Origin of the sequence: Paractinoplanes rhizophilus (genome assembly GCF_042664765.1) — a bacterium.
GTDB lineage: Bacteria > Actinomycetota > Actinomycetes > Mycobacteriales > Micromonosporaceae > Actinoplanes > Actinoplanes rhizophilus.
The window spans coordinates 116,169-133,930 of the sequence record NZ_JBHTBJ010000002.1; the positions used below are offsets into that span (position 1 = coordinate 116,169).

At 72.4% G+C, this 17,762-nt stretch carries 18 protein-coding genes; 9 read left to right on the top strand and 9 right to left on the bottom strand.

Annotated features, from left to right (window positions below; genetic code table 11):
- The first annotated feature begins 28 nt into the window (after positions 1–28).
- Positions 29–637 carry a 30S ribosomal protein S4 gene (rpsD, locus tag ACFQS1_RS04450; protein WP_378964751.1) on the top strand — a complete coding sequence of 203 codons (609 nt, stop codon included), beginning with the start codon at positions 29–31 and terminating at the stop codon, positions 635–637.
- Here rpsD and ACFQS1_RS04455 read toward each other — a convergent pair.
- Both ACFQS1_RS04455 and ACFQS1_RS04460 read right to left on the bottom strand, forming a co-directional pair.
- Positions 634–2,403 (bottom strand): ABC transporter ATP-binding protein, encoded by a 1,770-nt coding sequence (locus tag ACFQS1_RS04455; protein WP_378964752.1) that lies wholly within the window; start codon positions 2,401–2,403, stop codon positions 634–636. The genes rpsD and ACFQS1_RS04455 overlap by 4 nt on opposite strands.
- Positions 2,400–4,235 carry an ABC transporter ATP-binding protein gene (locus ACFQS1_RS04460; protein WP_378964753.1) on the bottom strand — a complete coding sequence of 612 codons (1,836 nt, stop codon included), beginning with the start codon at positions 4,233–4,235 and terminating at the stop codon, positions 2,400–2,402. The genes ACFQS1_RS04455 and ACFQS1_RS04460 overlap by 4 nt, the downstream gene beginning before the upstream one ends.
- A gap of 203 nt (positions 4,236–4,438) precedes the next feature.
- Here ACFQS1_RS04460 and ACFQS1_RS04465 point away from each other — a divergent pair, with 203 nt between their 5' ends.
- A complete protein-coding gene (locus ACFQS1_RS04465) occupies positions 4,439–5,722 on the top strand; it encodes an APC family permease (RefSeq protein WP_378964754.1) in 1,284 nt (427 codons plus the stop codon).
- On the opposite strand, the gene pdxR is transcribed toward ACFQS1_RS04465, so the two are convergent.
- The gene (gene pdxR / locus ACFQS1_RS04470) at positions 5,614–7,017 is read right to left on the bottom strand and encodes a MocR-like pyridoxine biosynthesis transcription factor PdxR (protein WP_378964755.1); all 1,404 of its coding nucleotides are present in this window, start codon (positions 7,015–7,017) and stop codon (positions 5,614–5,616) included. The two genes, ACFQS1_RS04465 and pdxR, sit on opposite strands and share 109 nt — an antisense overlap.
- An 87-nt stretch (positions 7,018–7,104) precedes the next feature.
- Here pdxR and ACFQS1_RS04475 point away from each other — a divergent pair, with 87 nt between their 5' ends.
- Both ACFQS1_RS04475 and ACFQS1_RS04480 read left to right on the top strand, forming a co-directional pair.
- The gene (locus ACFQS1_RS04475) at positions 7,105–8,346 is read left to right on the top strand and encodes an MFS transporter (protein ID WP_378964756.1); all 1,242 of its coding nucleotides are present in this window, start codon (positions 7,105–7,107) and stop codon (positions 8,344–8,346) included.
- Between the two features lie 137 nt (positions 8,347–8,483).
- On the top strand, positions 8,484–10,307 hold the full coding sequence (locus tag ACFQS1_RS04480) for an AMP-dependent synthetase/ligase (protein WP_378964757.1): 1,824 nt from the start codon (positions 8,484–8,486) through the stop codon (positions 10,305–10,307).
- A gap of 6 nt (positions 10,308–10,313) precedes the next feature.
- On the opposite strand, the gene ACFQS1_RS04485 is transcribed toward ACFQS1_RS04480, so the two are convergent.
- Positions 10,314–11,174 (bottom strand): sigma-70 family RNA polymerase sigma factor, encoded by an 861-nt coding sequence (locus ACFQS1_RS04485; protein WP_378964758.1) that lies wholly within the window; start codon positions 11,172–11,174, stop codon positions 10,314–10,316.
- A 76-nt stretch (positions 11,175–11,250) separates the two neighbouring features.
- Here ACFQS1_RS04485 and ACFQS1_RS04490 point away from each other — a divergent pair, with 76 nt between their 5' ends.
- Together ACFQS1_RS04490 and ACFQS1_RS04495 are read left to right on the top strand one after the other, a co-directional pair.
- Positions 11,251–11,592: a VOC family protein gene (locus ACFQS1_RS04490; protein ID WP_378964759.1), complete on the top strand. Its 342-nt coding sequence runs from the start codon at positions 11,251–11,253 to the stop codon at positions 11,590–11,592.
- Positions 11,585–12,037: a pyridoxamine 5'-phosphate oxidase family protein gene (locus tag ACFQS1_RS04495; RefSeq protein WP_378964760.1), complete on the top strand. Its 453-nt coding sequence runs from the start codon at positions 11,585–11,587 to the stop codon at positions 12,035–12,037. The genes ACFQS1_RS04490 and ACFQS1_RS04495 overlap by 8 nt, the downstream gene beginning before the upstream one ends.
- On the opposite strand, the gene yczR is transcribed toward ACFQS1_RS04495, so the two are convergent.
- Complete coding sequence (yczR, locus tag ACFQS1_RS04500) at positions 12,027–13,481, bottom strand: MocR-like transcription factor YczR (RefSeq protein ID WP_378964761.1); 1,455 nt, start codon at positions 13,479–13,481, stop codon at positions 12,027–12,029. The genes ACFQS1_RS04495 and yczR overlap by 11 nt on opposite strands.
- A gap of 59 nt (positions 13,482–13,540) precedes the next feature.
- Between yczR and yczE the strand changes: the two genes are divergently transcribed.
- Positions 13,541–14,167 (top strand): membrane protein YczE, encoded by a 627-nt coding sequence (yczE, locus tag ACFQS1_RS04505; protein ID WP_378964762.1) that lies wholly within the window; start codon positions 13,541–13,543, stop codon positions 14,165–14,167.
- Between the two features lie 67 nt (positions 14,168–14,234).
- Positions 14,235–14,663 carry a hypothetical protein gene (locus ACFQS1_RS04510; protein ID WP_378964763.1) on the top strand — a complete coding sequence of 143 codons (429 nt, stop codon included), beginning with the start codon at positions 14,235–14,237 and terminating at the stop codon, positions 14,661–14,663.
- 51 nt (positions 14,664–14,714) lie between these two features.
- Here ACFQS1_RS04510 and hisF read toward each other — a convergent pair whose 3' ends face one another.
- Both hisF and ACFQS1_RS04520 read right to left on the bottom strand, forming a co-directional pair.
- Positions 14,715–15,476 carry an imidazole glycerol phosphate synthase subunit HisF gene (gene hisF, locus ACFQS1_RS04515; protein ID WP_378964764.1) on the bottom strand — a complete coding sequence of 254 codons (762 nt, stop codon included), beginning with the start codon at positions 15,474–15,476 and terminating at the stop codon, positions 14,715–14,717.
- Between the two features lie 3 nt (positions 15,477–15,479).
- Positions 15,480–15,749, bottom strand: coding sequence for a hypothetical protein (locus ACFQS1_RS04520; RefSeq protein WP_378964765.1), 270 nt, complete (start codon positions 15,747–15,749; stop codon positions 15,480–15,482).
- An 83-nt stretch (positions 15,750–15,832) separates the two neighbouring features.
- On the opposite strand from ACFQS1_RS04520, the gene ACFQS1_RS04525 reads away from it, so the two are divergent.
- Positions 15,833–16,756 (top strand): LysR family transcriptional regulator, encoded by a 924-nt coding sequence (locus ACFQS1_RS04525; RefSeq protein ID WP_378964766.1) that lies wholly within the window; start codon positions 15,833–15,835, stop codon positions 16,754–16,756.
- Here the strand turns inward: ACFQS1_RS04525 and priA are convergent.
- Positions 16,708–17,427 (bottom strand): bifunctional 1-(5-phosphoribosyl)-5-((5-phosphoribosylamino)methylideneamino)imidazole-4-carboxamide isomerase/phosphoribosylanthranilate isomerase PriA, encoded by a 720-nt coding sequence (gene priA / locus ACFQS1_RS04530; RefSeq protein ID WP_378964767.1) that lies wholly within the window; start codon positions 17,425–17,427, stop codon positions 16,708–16,710. The genes ACFQS1_RS04525 and priA overlap by 49 nt on opposite strands.
- 11 nt (positions 17,428–17,438) lie before the next feature.
- A complete protein-coding gene (locus ACFQS1_RS04535) occupies positions 17,439–17,756 on the bottom strand; it encodes a hypothetical protein (protein WP_378964768.1) in 318 nt (105 codons plus the stop codon).
- Between the last annotated feature and the right edge of the window lie 6 nt (positions 17,757–17,762).

Sequence of the window (17,762 nt, forward strand, 5' to 3'; positions counted from 1 at the left end):
TCAAGCGCAACTGACTCCCGGAGACTTCATGAACAACTCCCGGCCCAAGGCCAAGCTGTCCCGTGCCCTCGGCATCCCGCTGACCCCCAAGTGCGTGAAGTACTTCGAGAAGCGGCCGTTCCCGCCGGGCGTGCACGGGCGCGGCCGGCGCAAGGCCTCGGACTACCAGGTGCGGCTGCTGGAGAAGCAGCGGCTGCGCCATCAGTACAACATCAGCGAGGCCCAGATGCGCCGGGCGTACGACGACGCGCACCGGGCCGAGGGCAAGACCGGCGAGACCATGGTTTCGCTGCTCGAGCGCCGCCTCGACGCCACCGTGGTGCGCGCCGGCCTGGCCCGCACCATCTATCAGGCCCGTCAGCTCGTGGTGCACGGGCACTTCACGGTGGACGGCAAGAAGGTGGACCGGCCGAGCTACCGGCTCAGGCCGGGCCAGGTCGTCGAGGTCCGCGAGTCGAGCCGGCCGAAGCCGCCGTTCCAGATCGCCGCGACCGGCGCCCACCTCGACGGCCCCACCGCGCCCTACCTGTCGACTGCGCTGGAGGAGCTACGCACCACGGTCCTGCGCGTCCCCGAGCGCAAAGAGATCCCGGTGCTCTGCGACGAGCAGCTGGTGGTGGAGTTCTACGCGCGCTAACTAGATCGGGTCTGCTCCAGCCACGACGCGTAGAGCTTGGCGTAGATGGAGTCTTCTTCCTGGACGAGGACGGAGTGCGGGCCGCGTTGCACGACGCGGCCCGCGTCCACGACTATCACCTCGTCGGCGGCCTGGGCGGTGGACAGGCGGTGGGCGATCGCCACCGTGGTGCGGCCGCGGGTCACCAGGTCGAGGGCGTGCTGCAGGCGCACCTCGGTCGCCGGGTCGACGGCGCTGGTCGCCTCGTCGAGCACCAGCAGGTCGGGGTCGGCGACGTAGGCGCGCACCAGCGCCACCAGCTGGCGCTCCCCCACGCTGAGCGCCTCGCCGCGCTCGCCCACCGGGGTCTCGAGCCCGGCCGGCAACCCGGCCACCCAGTCGGCGAGGCCCAGTTCCTCGACCGCGACCTCCAGCTGCGCGTCGGTGAGCGACGGCTCGGCGAAGCGGATGTTCTCGGCGATCGTGGCGTCGAAGAGGAACCCGTCCTGCGGCACCATCACCACCCGCGACCGCAGCGACGAGAACTTCACGCTCGTCAGCGGCGTGTCCGACAGCAGCACCTCGCCCTCGGCCGGATCCATCAGCCGGGTGAGCAGCTTGGCGAACGTGGTCTTGCCGCTGCCGGTCTCGCCCACCACCGCGTACTTCCGGCGCGCCTCCAGCGTGAGATCCACATCGGCCAGCACGACCGGGCCGCCCGGGTAACGGAAGGAGACATCGCAGAATCGCACCGACAGCGGGCCGGGCGGCAGGTCAACGCCCTCATCGTCGGGGTCGGCAACGTCCGGATCAAGATCAAGGACATCGAGTACGCGGCGCCAGCCGGCCACCGCGTTCTGGGCCTCGTTCAGCATGTCGGTCGCGATCTGCACCGGCTGGATGAACAGCGTCACCAGGAACAGGAACGCGGTCAGCGCGCCCACGCTGAGGTCGCCGTCGACGCCGAGCAGCGTGCCCACCACCACGACCCCGGCCAGCGCCAGGCCGGCGCCGAGCTCGCCCGAGGAGAAGCTGGTGACGCTGGTGCGCAGCGCCTTCTGCTGGGCGGCCCGCAGGCTCTCGATCGAGGTGTCCAGGCGCTGCTCGGTGCGGCCGGCCACGCCGTACGCCCGGATGACCATCGCGCCCACCACGCTCTCGGCGATCGCGCCGAGCAGCACGCCGGTGCGCTCGCGGACCGCGCCGTAGACCGCGGCCAGCCGCTTCTGGAAGAGGCGGATCACGGCGACGGCCGGGCCGAACGCCAGCAGCACGACGATGGTGAGCTGCCACGAGTAGAAGAACATGACCAGCGTGGACACCAGCAGCTGGCCGGAGGAGAGCAGCAGCTGCACGCCGCCGAACTGCAGGAAGATCGAGATCTGATCGACGTCGCTGGTCACCCGGGAGACCATCGAGCCGCGCCGCTCGGACTGCTGGTGCAGCATCGACAGGTCGTGGATGTGCCGGAACGTGCGCGAGCGCAGGGCGCCGAGCGCGGTCTCGCTGACGGTGAACAGGCGGCGGGTCATCAGATACCCGGCGATGGTGGAGATCACCAGGGCCACCACGGTGAACGCGACGACCTCGGCGACGTACCCGAGGTCGGGACCGCCGGCGCCGCGGATGCCGTGGTCGATGCCCTGCTGCACGGCGATCGGGACGGCGACGCGGCCGGACATCTGCACGATGGCCAGCGCGATGGTGCCGGCCAGGCCGGGACGCAGCTCGGGCGAGAGGGCGAGGCCGCGCTTGACGGTGGCGAACGTTCCTTCGGCGGTGGTCATGCGTCGACCCGCTCCTGCTCGGCCTCGTCGTGCGCGGCCTTCTCGTGCGCGGCCTTCTCGTGCTCGGCCTTCTCGTACGCCGTCACCAGGTCGGCGTATCCCGGGTTGGCGGCCAGCAGCTCGGTGTGCGTGCCGGTGGCGACGACCTTGCCCTGCTCCAGGTAGACGACCTCGTCGGCGAGCGCGATCGTGGCGCGGCGATAGGCCACTACCAGGATCGAGGCGCCCGCGTCCCGTTCCCGCAGCGAGCCGAGGATCGCCGCCTCGACCCGGGGGTCGACGGCGCTGGTGGCGTCGTCGAGGACCAGCAGACGGGGACGGCCGGCCAGCGCGCGGGCCAGCGTGATGCGCTGGCGCTGACCGCCGGACAGCGAGGTGCCGCGCTCGCCGACCGGGGTGTCGAGGCCCTCCGGGAGCTTGGCGATGAAGCCGTCGGCCTGGGCGAGGCGCAGGGCCCGCCAGGCATCGTCGTCGGTGACGCCCGCGCGCTCGAGGGTGACGTTGCCGCGGACGGTGTCATCAAAGACAAAAGGGATTTGGGGTACGAGGGCGGCGGTGCTCGCCAGCGAGGCCTCGGTGAGTTCCCTGATCTCCCGGTCGTCCAGCGCGATCGTGCCGTCGGCCGGATCGACCAGGCGGACCGCGAGGGAGGCGATGGTCGACTTGCCGGAGCCGGTCGGACCGACCAGGGCCACTGTCTTGCCGGCCGGGACGGTGAAGGAGACCTCGTTGAGGACGAGCGGGCCGTCGCCGTACCGGAAATCGACGCGCTCGAAGCGCAAGCTGGCCGGCTGGCCGGATTTTTCCAGGTTTTCCGGGCCATAGCGCAGATCGCCGGTCGCGGTCAGGACCGATTGCACGCGCTCCCAGCCGGCCACTGAGCGGGGCAGCTCGGCCACCACCCAGCCGATCGCCCGGACCGGGAACGCCAGCACGGTGAACAGGAACGCCACCGTGACCAACTCACCCACGCTGATCGCGCCGGTCTCGAGCCGCCACGCGCCGAGCAGCAGCACGGCCAGGGTGCCGACGCTGGGCAGGCTGTCCATCACCGGGTCGAACAGGCCGCGCAGCCGGCCCACCGAGATCAGCGCGTCGCGCAGCTCGGTCACGAAGACCCCGAACCGGCGGGACTCGTCCTCCTCGCGGCCCATCGTCTTGACCACCAGCGCGCCGTCGAAGCTCTCGTGCGCCACGGCGCTCACCTTGGCCCGCATCTGCTGGGCGCGGATCTGCCGGGGCGACATGTAGCGGGAGTAGACGACGTTCAGCCCGAACAGGGCCGGGAACAGCGCGACGCCGACCATCGCGAGCACCCAGTCGGTGACGAACAGGGAGATCACCGCGGCGAGCACCATGACGATCGTGCCGACCGCGAACGGCAGCGGCGCGATCGGCACGAACGCGGCCTCGACGTCGGAGTTCGCGTTGGACAGCAGGGTGCCGGTGGCGTGGGTCTGGTGCCAGGAGGGCGGCAGCGACAGGTAGCGCCGGGTCACCGCGCGGCGGTAACGCGCCTGGAGGCGGAACTGCATGAACCCGGCGCCGAGGCGGCGGCCGAAGATGCTGGCCACCCGCAGGACGCTGATCCCGAGGAAGACCGCCGCGATCAGCGCCAGCGTGCCGCCCGAGGCGTGGTGGCCGGCGAAGGCCGGCACCACGACGTGCCCGACGACCGCGCCGACGACGTACGAGTTCGCGATGATCAGCAACCCGAAGAGGCTGCTGCCGACGACCCCGATGGTGAACAGGCGCGGCTCGTCCCGAATCGCTTGCCCGAGCACCCGCAGTCCCCGTCCCAGCACGTCCCGGCTGGCCCTGCTGCCGCTCAATGTCCCGCCCGACCTGTAAGCCTTCGCCGGTAACACCGGCCTTACCAACCATCCTGCCGTCGTTTGCGGCGGTGACAATGTGTCCACCATCACGTCGGCACGCGCCGGGCCCCGGGCGAGCGTCCACGGGCCCTCGATTGGGCCAATCCACTGGCCACGGATTGGCCCAGACGTCGAGCCAATCCGGGCCGTAGGTTCACGGTATGAAGCTCAACGTGGCACAGGGCACCGCGCTCAGCATAGGCGCCGTCCTCGGTACCGGCGTGATCTCGATGCCGGCCCTGGCCGCCGGCGTCGCCGGCCCGTCCTCGCTGGTCGCCTGGGCCGCCCTGATCCTGCTCTCCGCCCCGCTGGCCTGGACGTTCGCGGCGCTCGGCGCGCGGCACCCGGACGGCGGCGGCGTCTCCACGTACGTCCGGCTCGCATTCGGGCCCCGCGCCGCGGCGGCCGTCGGGTGGTGTTTCTACTTCGCCGTGCCGCTCGGCGCGCCGGCCGCGGCCGCGTTCGCCGGCAACTACGTGGCGGACGTCGTCGGCGGCGGACGGCGCACGGTGCTGCTCACGTTCCTCGGGATCGTCGGCCTGGTCTTCGTGATGAACTGGTTCGGCCTGCGCGTCTCGGGCCGGGTGCAGCTCTGGCTGACCGGGGCGCTCGCCATCCTGCTGCTGGTCACCGTGGCGACGGCGCTGCCGCACGCCCGCTGGGCCAACCTGCAGCCGTTCGCGCCGCACGGCTGGGCCGGCATCGGCGCCGCCGCCGCGGTGCTGGTCTGGGGCTTCGCGGGATGGGAGGCGGTCTCCTCGCTGTCGCCGGACTACCGCAATCCCCGGCGCGACGTGCCCCGGGCCACCGCCATCGCGGTCGCCGTCGTGGGCGTGCTCTACCTCGCGGTCGCCGCGACCAGCGTGCTGGTGCTCGGGCCGGGCCTCGGCGACAGCCCGGCGCCCCTGGCCGACCTGCTGGCGGTCGGGGTCGGCGGGCCGGTCCGGGCGGTCACGGCGGTCGTGGCGGTGCTGCTCACCATCGGGGCGGTGAACGCGTACCTGGCCGGGGCGTCCCGGCTCGGGGCGGCGCTGGCCCGCGACGGCGCGCTGCCGGCCAAGGTGTTCGGCACCCAGCGCCGGTCGCTGACGTTCGTGCTGGTCGCGAGCCTCGGCGCGGTGACCCTGCCGGTCGCGTTGCAGACCTCGATGCTGCTGGTCACCGGCTGCTTCACGCTGGTGTACGTGCTCGGGACGGCCGCGGCGCTGCGGCTGCTCCCGCCCGGAGCGTCCCGGCGGTGGGCGGGGGTGGCGTTCGTGGCGGTGCTCGGGCTGCTCCTGCTGACCGGGCCGCCGGCTCTGCTCAGCCTCGTGGTGGCGGCCGGCGCGGTGGCCTATCAGGCATGGCGGGCCAGGAGCTCGGCGAAGAGCGCCATTCCCTCGTCGATCAGCTCGGGGTCGACCGCGCCGAAGCCGAACACGAAGCCGGCCTGCGAGGTGGCGTAGCCGGTCAGGTCCTCGATGGCCAGGCCCTGGCGCCGGGCCGCGCCGACCACCGGCGGCGTCCGGCCGGCGGTGAGCAGGGCGGTGACGTGCAATCCCGCCGCCGACGGAAGGACCACCAGCTCGGGAATCCTCGACAAACCGGCGCAGATCGCGGCGTGGCGGCGGGCGTATTCCTTCCCCATCCGGCGCACGTGGCGGGCCAGCAGGCCGTCGTCGATGAACCGGGCCAGGGCGGCCTGCAGTGGCGGGGAGCCGTAGCCGTCGCTGAGCTGGCGCGCGGCGGCGACGGCGTCCCGCAGGCCCGGCGGCACGGCGAGGAAACCGCTCCGCAGCGCGGGGAGCATGCTCTTCGAGAAGGTTCCGGCGTAGAGCACGCGCCCGGCCTCGTCCAGGCTGAACAGCGGCTCGAGCGGCCGCGCCGAGAAGCGGAACTCGCTGTCGTAGTCGTCCTCGACGATCGCCGCCGGCCGGCGCCGGGCCCAGTCGAGCAACTCGCGCCGGCGCCCCAGCCCCATCGGCCGCCCGAGCGGGAACTGATGCGACGGCGTCGTGTAGACCAGCCGGCATCCGGCGGGCAGCGCCGCCACGACCAGGCCGTGCTCGTCGACCGGCACGCCCACCACGCGGCACCCCTGTGCCTCGAACAGCCGGCGGGCCGGCGGATACCCCGGCTCCTCCACGGCCACCACGTCCCCGGCCCGCAGCAGCACCTTTCCCACCAGGTCGAGCGCCTGCTGAGTGCCGTTCGTGACCACGATGTCGTCCGCCCCGACCCGCAGCGAGCGGGAGTACCCGAGGTAGCGGGCGATCGCCGCCCGCAGCGCCGGATGCCCGGCCGGCGACGCGTATGTTCCGGGGTTGTTCGCGCCCACCCGCATCTCGGCCGCGACCAGCCGCCGCCAGGCGTCGAACGGGAACAGCCGGGCGTCCGGGATCCCGGTGCGGAAGTCGTATCGCGGCGCCGGCCCGTCCCCGCTGGTCGGCGTCGGCTCGAACGCCCAGCCCTTGCGGGGCCGCAGCGGATCCGCGGCCGTCTTGCGCGACGGCGCCCGCGGCGCGATCGCGGCCACGAACGTGCCCGATCCGACCCGCGCCGACAGATAGCCCTCGGCGACCAGCCGCTCGTACGCCGTCGCCACGCTGCCCCGGGAGACGCCGAGATCCGCCGCCAGCACCCGGGTCGGCGGCAGCCGGTGCCCCGCCGGGAGCCGCCCGTCGACAACAGCCTCGCGCAGCGCGCGGTACACGGCCACGGTCTTCTCGCCCGTCCGGCCCGCCTCGATGACCAGGTCCACCGCCCCATTCTGTACAGAACCGTTGCGTAAATCGCGAGCAGTCAATAGCTTGCGCTAAGTGATCGGGCTGCCACTGAGAGGTGTGGTGTGAGCACCCTCTGGCGCAACCGGGAGTTCAACCTCCTCTGGACCAGCCAGTCGCTCTCCGACCTCGGCGGCGCGATCGCCCAGCTCGCCCTGCCCCTGCTCGTCCTCGAGCTGACCGGATCGCCGGTGCGAGCCGGCGTCGTCGGCACCATCGCGCTGGTCGTGGCGCACGCCACCCGCCTGCCCGCGGGCCTGCTCGCCGATCGGGTCGACCGCCGCCGGGCCATGCTCGCCTGCGACGTGGTCCGGCTGCTCGCCTTCCTCGCCCTCGCCGCGGCGGTCGCCGCCGGGCGCGCCACGCTCACCGTGATCATCGTGGTCGCGGTGCTCGACGCCGCCTGCGGCGCGCTGTTCAACACGACCGAGCACGCCGCATTGCGTAGCATCGTCCCCACCGCGCAACTGCCGGACGCGGTGGCCCGCAACGAGGTCCGCACCTACAGCGCGTCGCTGGCCGGCCCACCGCTCGGCGGCCTGCTCTTCGGCGTCACCCACGCGCTGCCGTTCCTCGGCAACGCGCTGTCCTACCTGATCTCGTTCGCCGGCGTGGCGCTGATCCGCCGACCACTCCAGGCCGAACGGGACGAGCCGTCGGCCGGCCACGCCGCCGCCCTGGCCGAGGGACTGCGGTTCGTCTTCGGCAACCCGTTCCTGCGGGCCGTCATGATCATCCTGGCGCCGCTGAACTTCGCGCTGAGCGGCGTCACCTTCACCATCATCGTGGCGCTGCAGCGCCACGGCGTGGAGCCGGGCGTGATCGGGCTGACCTCGACCATCGTCGGCGTGGGCGGGCTGGCCGGGGCGATCGCGGCGCCCCTTCTCCAGCGGTGGCTGCCGCTGCCCCGGCTGATCCGCTTCATCTGCTGGGCGGCCGCGGCCGTCCTGACGTGCAGCGCCTGGCTGACGACCAGCGTCGCCGCGGCGGTGCCGGTGGCCATGGCGGTCTTCCTCGGCCCGTCCTGCAACGCCGCACTGTTCGGCTATCAGGCGGCCATCACGCCGGACCGCCTGCAGGGCCGGGTGCTGAGCGTCATCCTGCTGGCGGCGATGTCGGCGGCGGCGACCGCGCCGGTGCTTTCCGGGGTGTTCGTGACCCTGTGGGGCCCGGGCCGGACGATCCTCGCCTTCGCCGTGACGGTGACGGTGGCGGCATTGACCGCGACGCTGGCCTCGGGAATCCGCACCGTGCGGATCGGCCCGTCCGCCCGCCTTTCCACCGAGCGAGGGGGGTCCGCGTCGTGACGAAGCGGCCGCGCCCGGTTCGTCGATAGACTTGTCCCAGGGGCTGGTACTAGCCCTGCGGCCGCACTTTCAATACCCTGCGGTAACAAACGCGTTACCCCGTCTCCCCCGGTCGATGTACATATAAGGCGGCACCGATGGCTCTCGAGGTTCCCTACCGGTCGATTCCCGACATGTTCTACAAGCGCGTGGCGGCGACTCCGAACGGCCAGGCGTTCGCGACGCCCAACGCCGACGACACCGCCATGGTCTGGCAGACCTGGTCCCAGGTGAGCGAGCGGGCCACCGCGATCGCCGCCGGCCTGCGCTCGCTGGGCGTGGCGACCGAGGACAGGGTGGCGATCCTGTCCGGCACGCGGTACGAGTGGGTCCTCGCCGACCTGGGCATCAACTGCGCCGGCGCGGCCACCACGACCGTCTACCCCACCACCGAGCCCGAGGACGCGAGCTACATCGTGTCCGACTCCGGATCGAAGGTGCTGATCGCCGAGAACCCCCAGCAGGCGCTCAAGATCTCGGGCGCCGAGACCAGCGTCACCCACGTGGTGCTGCTCGACGGCCAGGCCGACGCCGGGGCCACCCCGCCGCAGCTCACGCTGGCCGAGCTCGAGCAGCGCGGCGCCGCGGCCCTGCGCGACAACCCCAAGCTGATCGAGGAGGTCGTCGCGAGCCTCGTCCCCGACCACCTGGCCACGCTGATCTACACCTCCGGCACCACCGGTCGCCCCAAGGGCGTGCAGCTGCTGCATCGCGGCTGGACCTGGGAGGGCGTCGCCCAGGAGGACCTCGGCCTGTTCGAGTCGACGGACCTTCAGTACCTGTGGCTGCCGCTGTCGCACTCGTTCGGCAAGACGCTGCTCTGCGGCATCATCCACGTCGGCGTGCCGACGTACATCGACGGCCGGGTCGACAAGCTGGTCGAGATGCTGGCCGTGGTCCAGCCGACCCTGATGTGCGCGGCCCCGCGCATCTTCGAGAAGGTCTACAACAAGACCGTCACCACCGCGCTCGATGCCGGCGGCGCCAAGGCCAAGATCTTCGGCTGGGCGGTCGCCACCGGCAAGCAGAAGGTCGCGCTCGAGCAGGCCCGCAAGCCGCTGCCGGCCGGCCTCAAGCTCAAGTACGCGCTCGCCGAGAAGCTGGTCTTCTCGAAGCTGCAGACCCGGCTCGGCGGCCGGCTGCGGGTGCTGGTCAGCGGCTCGGCGCCGCTGAGCCGCGACATCGCCGAGTTCTTCGCGGCCGCGAACCTTCCGATCATGGAGGGGTACGGCATGACGGAGACCAGCGCGGGCAACTTCGTGAACCGGGCCGGCCAGCTCAAGATCGGCACGGTCGGGCAGGCGCTCGGCGACCTCGAGTGCAAGATCGACTCCGACGGCGAGGTGCTGCTGCGCGGCGCGCCGGTCATGCGGGGCTATCACAACCTGCCCCAGGAGACCGAGGAGGCGTTCACCGAGGACGGCTGGCTGCGCACCGGCGACATCGGCGAGCTCGACGACGAGGGCTACCTCAAGATCACCGATCGCAAGAAGGACCTGGTGAAGACGTCCGGCGGCAAGTACATCGCGCCGTCGGCGATCGAGGGCATGTTCAAGGCGGTGTGTCCGTACACGTCACAGGCGGTCATCGTCGGCCAGGCCCGCAACTACGTGACCATGCTGATCTCGCTCGACGAGGAGGCGATCCTGGGCTGGGCCAAGGGCGGGCCGCTCGACGGCAAGGCGTACGCGGAGATCGTCGCCGCCACCGAGACCGAACAGCTCATCGACGGGTACGTGAAGGAGCTGAACCTCAAGCTCAACCGCTGGGAGACGGTGAAGAAGTTCGCCATCCTCCCGCGCGACCTGAGCATCGAGGCCGGCGAGGTCACGCCGTCCATGAAGATCAAGCGGCGGAACGTGGAGACCAACTTCGCCACCCAGATCGACCAGATGTACGCGGGCTCCCTGGCCCAGATCTGATCCGACTCAGGAGAACTCGATCTCGAGGGCGGCCAGCGTGGCCTGGTCGGCGATCTGCTCGATCCCGGTCACGCGGCCGTCCTCGTCGTCGACAGTGAAGGCGAAGGCCACCTTCGGCTCGCCCTGCAGCGCCCAGACCAGGCCGGGCAGGCCGTCGATGAAGGCGTGCCGCAGGGCCTTGGCCCGCCCGCTGAAGACGCCGGCGACGGCCTCCGGACCCTCGGCGAGGGCGGTCGTGCCCATCGCCACCGCCGCCTCGTCGGCCCGCAGCGTCACCGAGGGGTCGAGCAGGTTGAGCAGGGCGGTGAAGTCGCCCCCGCGGGAGGCCGCGAGGAACGCATCCACGATCTCGCGCTTCCGGGCCATCTGCCCGGAGTCCTCCGGTTCGGACCCCTGCACCCGGCGGCGCGCCCGGCTGGCCAGCTGACGGGCCGAGGCCGGCGAGCACCCGACGATCTCGGCGATCTGCGGGAAGTCGACCGCGAACATGTCGTGCAGCACGAAGGCGAGCCGCTCGCGGGGGCTCAGCGTGTCGAGCACCAGCAGCAGCGCCGGCCCGAGCGCGTCGGCCATCACCGCCTCCTGCTCGGGGTCGGCGCCCTCGGCCGCCACCACCGGGAGCTCGGCCGGATCCTCCCGGCGGGCCTGGCGCGAGCGCAGCATGTCGAGGCAGACCCGGGAGACGACCGTCGTCAGCCAGCCGGTCAGGTTGCCGACCTCGCTGGTGTCCGAGCGGCTCAGGCGTACCCAGGCCTCCTGGACCGCGTCGTCGGCCTCGTGGGCCGAGCCCAGGATCCGCTGCGCCACCTGCCGCAGGTGCGGCCGGTCCGCCTCGAACCGGGCCGCCAGAATCTCGAGTTCGCTCATCGTCACACTCTCCGCTCGGCGTCCGTCATAGCCTTTGACGGACCGCTCGGGTCCGCTGTGACAGAGGGAGGATCCCATGGCCATTCGCACGATCACCGTCCCGGTCAAGGACCTGGAGGCCGCGACCGCGCTCTACAGCAAGCTGCTCGGCACCGAGCCCTACATGTCCTCGCCCTACTATGTCGGCTTCCGCCCCGAGGGCTCCCCCGAAGTGGGTCTCAACCCGCACGGCGACCTCGCCACCGGGCCGATCACGTACTACCACGTGGACGACATCAAGGCGACCGTCGCGTCGCTGACCGCGGCGGGCGCGACCGTCGAGCAGGAGCCGAAGGACGTCGGGGGCGGCGGGCTCACCGCGCACCTGCGCGACGGCGACGGCAACGTCATCGGCCTGTTCCAGGGCGCCGATGAGTGACCCGCGGCCGTTCGCCGAGCGCAAGGCCGACGTCCTGGCCCGGCTGGCCGCGCCGGTCGCCGACTGCTGGGTGGCGACCGCGGGCGGGGACGAGCCCTACCTGGTGCCGCTGACGCTGGCCTGGGTCGAGGAACGGATCATCCTGGCCACGGACCGGCGCTCGCCCACCGCGCGCAACATCGCCGCGAGTGGGCGGGCCCGGGTCGGGCTGGGCCCCACCCGCGACGTCGTGCTGATCGAGGCGGTCCTCGACGAGACCATCCCGGTCACCGAGTCCGGCGCGGTGGGCGAGACCTACGCGAAGCGGAACGACTGGGATCCGCGAACCGCCGGCGACTCGTACGTGTTCCTCGCGTTGAAGCCGGTGAAGATCCAGGCGTGGCGCGAGGTGAACGAGCTCCCCGGCCGCCTGCTGATGCGCGACGGCGCCTGGGTCACGCGATGACCGCGGGCGCACGCCACGTCGGCCGCGCTCCCCGGTCGAGGTCGTAGCGCACCGACGCGATCCGCTTCACCGCCTCGGTGAGCGTCTCCTCGTCGAGGGCGAACGGCAGCCGCAGGAAACGCTCGAGCGTGCCGTCGAGGCCGAAGCGGGGTCCCGGAGCGAGCCGGACCCCCACGTCCTCGGCGGCGCGGGAGAGCGCGCTGGAGATCGGCCCGTCCAGCTCGGCCCAGAGCATCACCCCGCCGGCCGGCACCGTGACGGTCCACTCGGGCAGGTGATCGCGGAGCGCGCCGAGCAGGGCGTCGCGCCGGCCGCGCAGCTGGGCCCGGCGGGCGGCGACGATCTGCGGGGCCTGGGCCAGCAGCCGGACGGCCACCAACTGCTCCAGCACCGGGCTGGCCATGTCGACGCCGACCCGGATCGCGGCCAGGCGCTGCACGAGCGGCGCCGACGCCCGCACCCAGCCGATCCGCAGGCCGCCCCAGTAGGCCTTGCTCATGCCGCCGATCGACACCACCCGGGAGTGCCGGTCGAAGACGGCCACCGGCGGCGGCATCTCGGCGCCGTCGAGCGAGAGATCCACGAAGGACTCGTCCACGATCAGCTCGGTTCCCGCCGTGTGCGCCGTCGCGACCAGGCGCTCCCGCAGCGCTGCGTCCATCAGATGGCCGGTCGGATTCTGAAATTCCGGGATCACGTACGCGACCCGCGGCCGGCCCTGCCGCAGCGCCCCGAGCAGCAGCTCGCCGTCCCAGCCGGTGGCCGCGTCGAGGCCGTGGGTGCTGATCCGGGCGCGGCGAGCCGAGAGCGCGGCGAGCGCGTTGGGATAGGTCGGCGACTCGACCAGTACCGGCGCGCCGGCCGGCACCGAGAGCCGCAGCACCAGGTCGAGTGCCTGCTGGGTGCCGGCGGTGATGAGGATCTGCTCCGCCGAGGTGGCCACCCCCCGCGCGGTGTAGTCGTCCGCGACCGCCTCGCGCAGCTCGACCAGCCCGGTCGGGTGATACCCGGCGCTGCCCAGGTATCGCGGCAGGTCGTCGGCGGCGGCGCGGGCCGCGCCGATCAGCTCGTCCGGGGCCGGCGAGGCGGCCACGCCGAGGTCGATGACGTCGCCGTCGTCGCCGGCCGCCCACAGGCCCGAGGTCGCCACCCGGTGGCCCTGCGGCAGGGTGGTCCAGCTGCCGGCGCCACGCCGGCTGGTGAGGTGGGCGGTCTCGCGGAGCGCCCGGTACGCCGCGCTGACCGTGGTGCGGCTGATCCCGAGGGCCTCGGCCAGTTCCCGCTCGGCGGGAAGCCGGACGCCGAGCGGCAGCCGGCCGTCGGAGAGCAACCCCCGGACGGCGGCGGCGAGGGCGGCGTAATCGGGCCGGCGATGGCGGCCCGGCAGCGCATGCCACTGACCGAGCAGGCGAGCCAGTTGGGCCCCTCGAACCGAGCTCGTCACAGCCACCTCCCGCGAATTGGCTCTACGTCATCGTCGAATTGGCCTTCAGAGTGGCACCCATGGCTATGCTGCGCAACGGAGACCGTCGTCTCATCCAGCTTTTCACAGGGCTGGCCCTGTACGGCGTCAGCATGGCGTTCATGGTCCAGTCCGACCTGGGTCTCAACCCCTGGGACGTGCTGCATCAGGGCCTGTCCGAGGTGACCGGGATCAGCTTCGGCTGGGTGGTGATCCTGCTCGGCATCCCGATCCTGTTGCTGTGGATCCCGCTGCGCCAGCGCCCCGGATTCGGCACGATCGCCAACCTCGTGGTGATCGGTTTCGTGGTCGACGGCGCCCTGGCCGTGCTGCCGCCGGGCGAGGGCATTCCCGCCCGGGCGGGTTACCTGATCGGCGGCATCCTGATCAACGGCCTGGCCACCGGCCTCTACATCGGCGCCCGGATGGGTCCCGGCCCGCGCGACGGCCTCATGACCGGGATCGTGCAGCGGTTCCCGCGGCTGTCGATCCGCCTCGTTCGCACCACTATCGAGCTGTCCGTCCTCGGCATCGGGTTCCTCCTGGGTGGCACCGTTGGTGTGGGAACGGTCGTTTATGCGCTCGCGATCGGACCGCTCGTCCACTTCTTCCTCCCGCTCTGCACGGTCCCCGAAACGCGCAACTTGCAGATGTCTCCTGTGGACTGACACAGGTTGGTGATCATCCGGCCACAATTGCTTCCCGGTGCGGCCCGCGACACGGCATCATTGCCGCATGGGGGCTGGCGGCTGGCAGTGGAACGACGCTTGGATCTTCGTGTCCGCGGTCATCGCCGAGCGCCTCGAGCGCGACCGGGCCGCCCACGCCGCCCTGCCGATCACCGGGGCGAGCCTCGCCGACGTGCTGGCCGCGGCCGACTTCCTGCATCACGCCGTGCCGTCGAGGCAAGAGCTCCAAGATTCGGTACGCCGGCTGGCGGGCGCCGGCCTGATCGTGGTCGAGGACGACCTCGTCGAGGTGGCGCCGGCCGGTGAGCAGCTCTGGCGCACCCGCCCGTTCAGCGGGCTGTCCTCCGCCGTGATGACGCTCCAGGCCCAACTGAACAGGGCCAGCACCCCCGGCGACTCCGGCTGGGTGCTCGACGAGCGGACCTACAACGCCGCCGTTCGCGAGTACGCCCTCCGCCTCGCCGACGGCCGCTGACGCTCCCCGGCCCGACGGCCGTGCCGACGCCCGGCCGATGTCGCGCCGGGCTCAGCGGACCGGGTTGCCGGCCGCTCGCAGGCTCTCCTTCACCTCGCCGATGCTGAGGTCTCCGAAGTGGAAGACGCTGGCCGCGAGCACCGCGTCGGCCCCGGCGGCCACGGCCGGCGGAAAGTGCTCGACCGCACCCGCTCCCCCGCTCGCGATGACCGGGATGTCGACCACGGCCCGCACCGCCCGGATCAGGTCGATGTCGAAGCCCGCCTTCGTCCCGTCCGCGTCCATCGAGTTGAGCAGGATCTCGCCCGCGCCCAGCGACGCCACCGTCCGGGCCCACTCGATCGCGTCGAGGCCCGCGCTGCGCCGCCCGCCGTGCGTGGTGACCTCCCACCCGCTCGGCTGGCCGGCCGACCGGCGCACGTCGAGCGAGAGCACCAGCACCTGGTTGCCGAACCGCTCGGCGATCTCGCTGATCAGCTCGGGCCGCGCGATGGCCGCCGTGTTGACCCCGACCTTGTCGGCGCCCGCTCGCAGCAGCACGTCCACGTCCTCGACCGACCGCACCCCGCCACCCACGGTGAGCGGGATGAACACGCTCTCGGCCGTGCGCCGCACCACGTCGAGCATCGTCCCGCGGTCGTCGGAGGAGGCGGTCACGTCGAGGAACGTCAGCTCGTCGGCCCCGGCGGCGTCGTAGGCGGCCGCCAGCTCGACCGGGTCGCCCGCGTCCCGCAGGTCGACGAAGTTGACCCCCTTGACCACGCGTCCCGCGTCGACGTCGAGACAGGGAATAACGCGCACCGCCACCGTCATGCGTCAAGCGTAGTTGCCGCCACGGCAGGGGCCCCGATCAGGATGCCGCCGGCCGGCCGGGCGCCGCCGGGCCAGGCCGATCAGGATGCCGCCGATCACCAGGACGCCGCCGATCACGTCGACGGCGTGGATCGGCTCGCCGCGGGCCAGGAACACCATGAAGCGCAGCGTGTCGGGCGGCGCGGCCTTGCGGGTGACGATGTTGGACAGCGCCCACGCCGCGGCGGCGCCGATGATCAGCAGGAACGCGCCGAGGTCGGCGCGCAAGGTCACGAGGTCTCACACCGTCGAGCCTGCGGCTTGCCTACGATTAAGCACCATCGAATAGTGCTACAGCGACAATGTAGGTTGGCTACATGATTGACCTGGGTCGGCTGCGGGCCCTGCACGCCGTGGCCAGCTACAAGACCGTTCTGGCCGCCGGCGAGGCGCTGCACTGCACGCCCTCGGCGGTGTCCCAGCAGCTCGCCAAGCTGGAGCGCGAGACCGGCGCCACACTGGTCGAGAAGGACGGGCGCGGCCTGCGGCTCACCGAGGCCGGCCGGGTCCTGGCCGAGCACGCCGAGCGGGTCCTGGCTGCGGTCGACGAGGCCGAGTCGGCGCTGGCCGCGCACCGCGACACGGTGACCGGCCGGCTCACCGTGGCGGCGTTCGCGACCGCCTGCCGGGCGCTGCTGCCGTGGGCGCTGCACCGGCTGGCCGCCGATCACCCGCAGCTCGCCACCGGGCTGGTCGAGGCGAATCCGCACGAGGGGCTCGAGGCGCTGCACCGCGGGCACGTCGACCTGGCGGTGCTCGACGACTGGCCCGAGGTGGCGCTGCGCTATCCGGCCGGCGTCACGCACGTCGAGCTGGGGTGGGACGTGGCCGATCTGATCGTGCCGAGCGGCCACCGGCTGACCGGGACGACGACGCTCGCCAAGTGCCGCGACGAGCGGTGGATCTCGGCGAAGGCCGGCGACATCTGCCACGAGTGGCTGCTCCGGGTGCAGCCGGGCGTGCAGCCCGACTTCCACGTCGGCGAGTTCGAGACCCAGCTGACCCTGATCGCGGCCGGGCTCGGGGTGGCGATCATCCCGCGGCTGGCCCGCCCGGCGGTCCTGCCGGCCGGCGTCCGGATCGTCCGCCTCAGCCCCGAGCCGAAAAGACGCGTCGTGGTCGCCTGGCGCGACGCCGCCGCGGCCCGCCCGGCGATCAAGGCCGCCGAGCGGGCGCTGCGGGAGTCCTGGCGTCAGGCCAGCGCGGCGAGGGCCTCGCGCACGGTGAACGCGCCGGCGTAAAGGGCCTTGCCGGCGATCACCCCTTCCACCCCGATCGGCTCGAGCGTGGCCAGCGCCCGCAGGTCGTCCAGCGTGGACACGCCGCCGCTGGCGATGATCGGCTTGTCGGTGGCCGCGCACACGTCGCGCAGCAGCTCCAGGTTCGGGCCCTTCATCATCCCGTCCTTGGTGATGTCGGTGACGACGTAGCGGGACGCGCCCGCCTTGTCGAGCCGGGCCAGCACCTCGTACAGGTCGCCGCCGTCGCGGGTCCACCCGCGTGCCGACAGCGTCCGCCCGCGCACGTCGAGCCCGATGGCGACCCGGTCGCCGTACTCGCCGCACACCCGGTCGCACCACTCGGGGTCCTCGAGCGCGGCGGTGCCGATGTTGACCCGGGCCGCGCCGGTCGCGAGGGCCCGAGTCAGCGACGCGTCGTCGCGGATGCCGCCGGAGAGCTCGACCTTCACGTCGAGCCGGCGCACCACGTCGGCGAGCAGCCCGGCGTTGGAGCCGCGCCCGAAGGCGGCGTCGAGGTCGACCAGATGCACCCACTCGGCCCCGTCGTTCTGCCAAGCGAGCGCGGCCTCCAGCGGATCGCCGTAGGAGGTCTCCGAACCGGCGGCGCCCTGCACGAGGCGGACGGCCTGGCCGTCGGCGACGTCGACGGCGGGCAACAGAGCGAGGGTCACGATCTCTCCTTCTAGGCTTTCTTACCCAGGATCACTACGACGAGGGCCGGCAGGGCCATGACGATCACGATGGTGAGCACGATGCGCAGCGCCAGGTCGGGCACGAACAGCCAGACCGCGGCCGCGGCGAGCACCGGCACCAGCACGATGCCGAACCGCTCGCCACGACTGCGCCGATAGATCCGCCCGGGCCGGCCGATCCGCGGGGTCAGCCGCCGGGCCAGGGCACGGCGACGCTGCCGGCGGGCCTGTTTGCGGGCGCGGGCCTCGCGTTCCCGCTCCTGCACGGCGAGCCGCTCGGCGCGCCTTCTCGCACGCTCCTTGGACACCGGCCG

Coding starts and splice junctions, on each gene's coding strand:
- rpsD (WP_378964751.1), top strand. CDS start 29: ATGAACAACTCCCGGCCCAAGGCCAAGCTGTCCCGTGCCCTCGGCATC.
- ACFQS1_RS04455 (WP_378964752.1), bottom strand. CDS start 2,403: ATGACCACCGCCGAAGGAACGTTCGCCACCGTCAAGCGCGGCCTCGCC.
- ACFQS1_RS04465 (WP_378964754.1), top strand. CDS start 4,439: ATGAAGCTCAACGTGGCACAGGGCACCGCGCTCAGCATAGGCGCCGTC.
- ACFQS1_RS04480 (WP_378964757.1), top strand. CDS start 8,484: ATGGCTCTCGAGGTTCCCTACCGGTCGATTCCCGACATGTTCTACAAG.
- ACFQS1_RS04485 (WP_378964758.1), bottom strand. CDS start 11,174: ATGAGCGAACTCGAGATTCTGGCGGCCCGGTTCGAGGCGGACCGGCCG.
- ACFQS1_RS04490 (WP_378964759.1), top strand. CDS start 11,251: ATGGCCATTCGCACGATCACCGTCCCGGTCAAGGACCTGGAGGCCGCG.
- ACFQS1_RS04495 (WP_378964760.1), top strand. CDS start 11,585: ATGAGTGACCCGCGGCCGTTCGCCGAGCGCAAGGCCGACGTCCTGGCC.
- yczE (WP_378964762.1), top strand. CDS start 13,541: ATGGCTATGCTGCGCAACGGAGACCGTCGTCTCATCCAGCTTTTCACA.
- ACFQS1_RS04510 (WP_378964763.1), top strand. CDS start 14,235: ATGGGGGCTGGCGGCTGGCAGTGGAACGACGCTTGGATCTTCGTGTCC.
- hisF (WP_378964764.1), bottom strand. CDS start 15,476: ATGACGGTGGCGGTGCGCGTTATTCCCTGTCTCGACGTCGACGCGGGA.
- ACFQS1_RS04525 (WP_378964766.1), top strand. CDS start 15,833: ATGATTGACCTGGGTCGGCTGCGGGCCCTGCACGCCGTGGCCAGCTAC.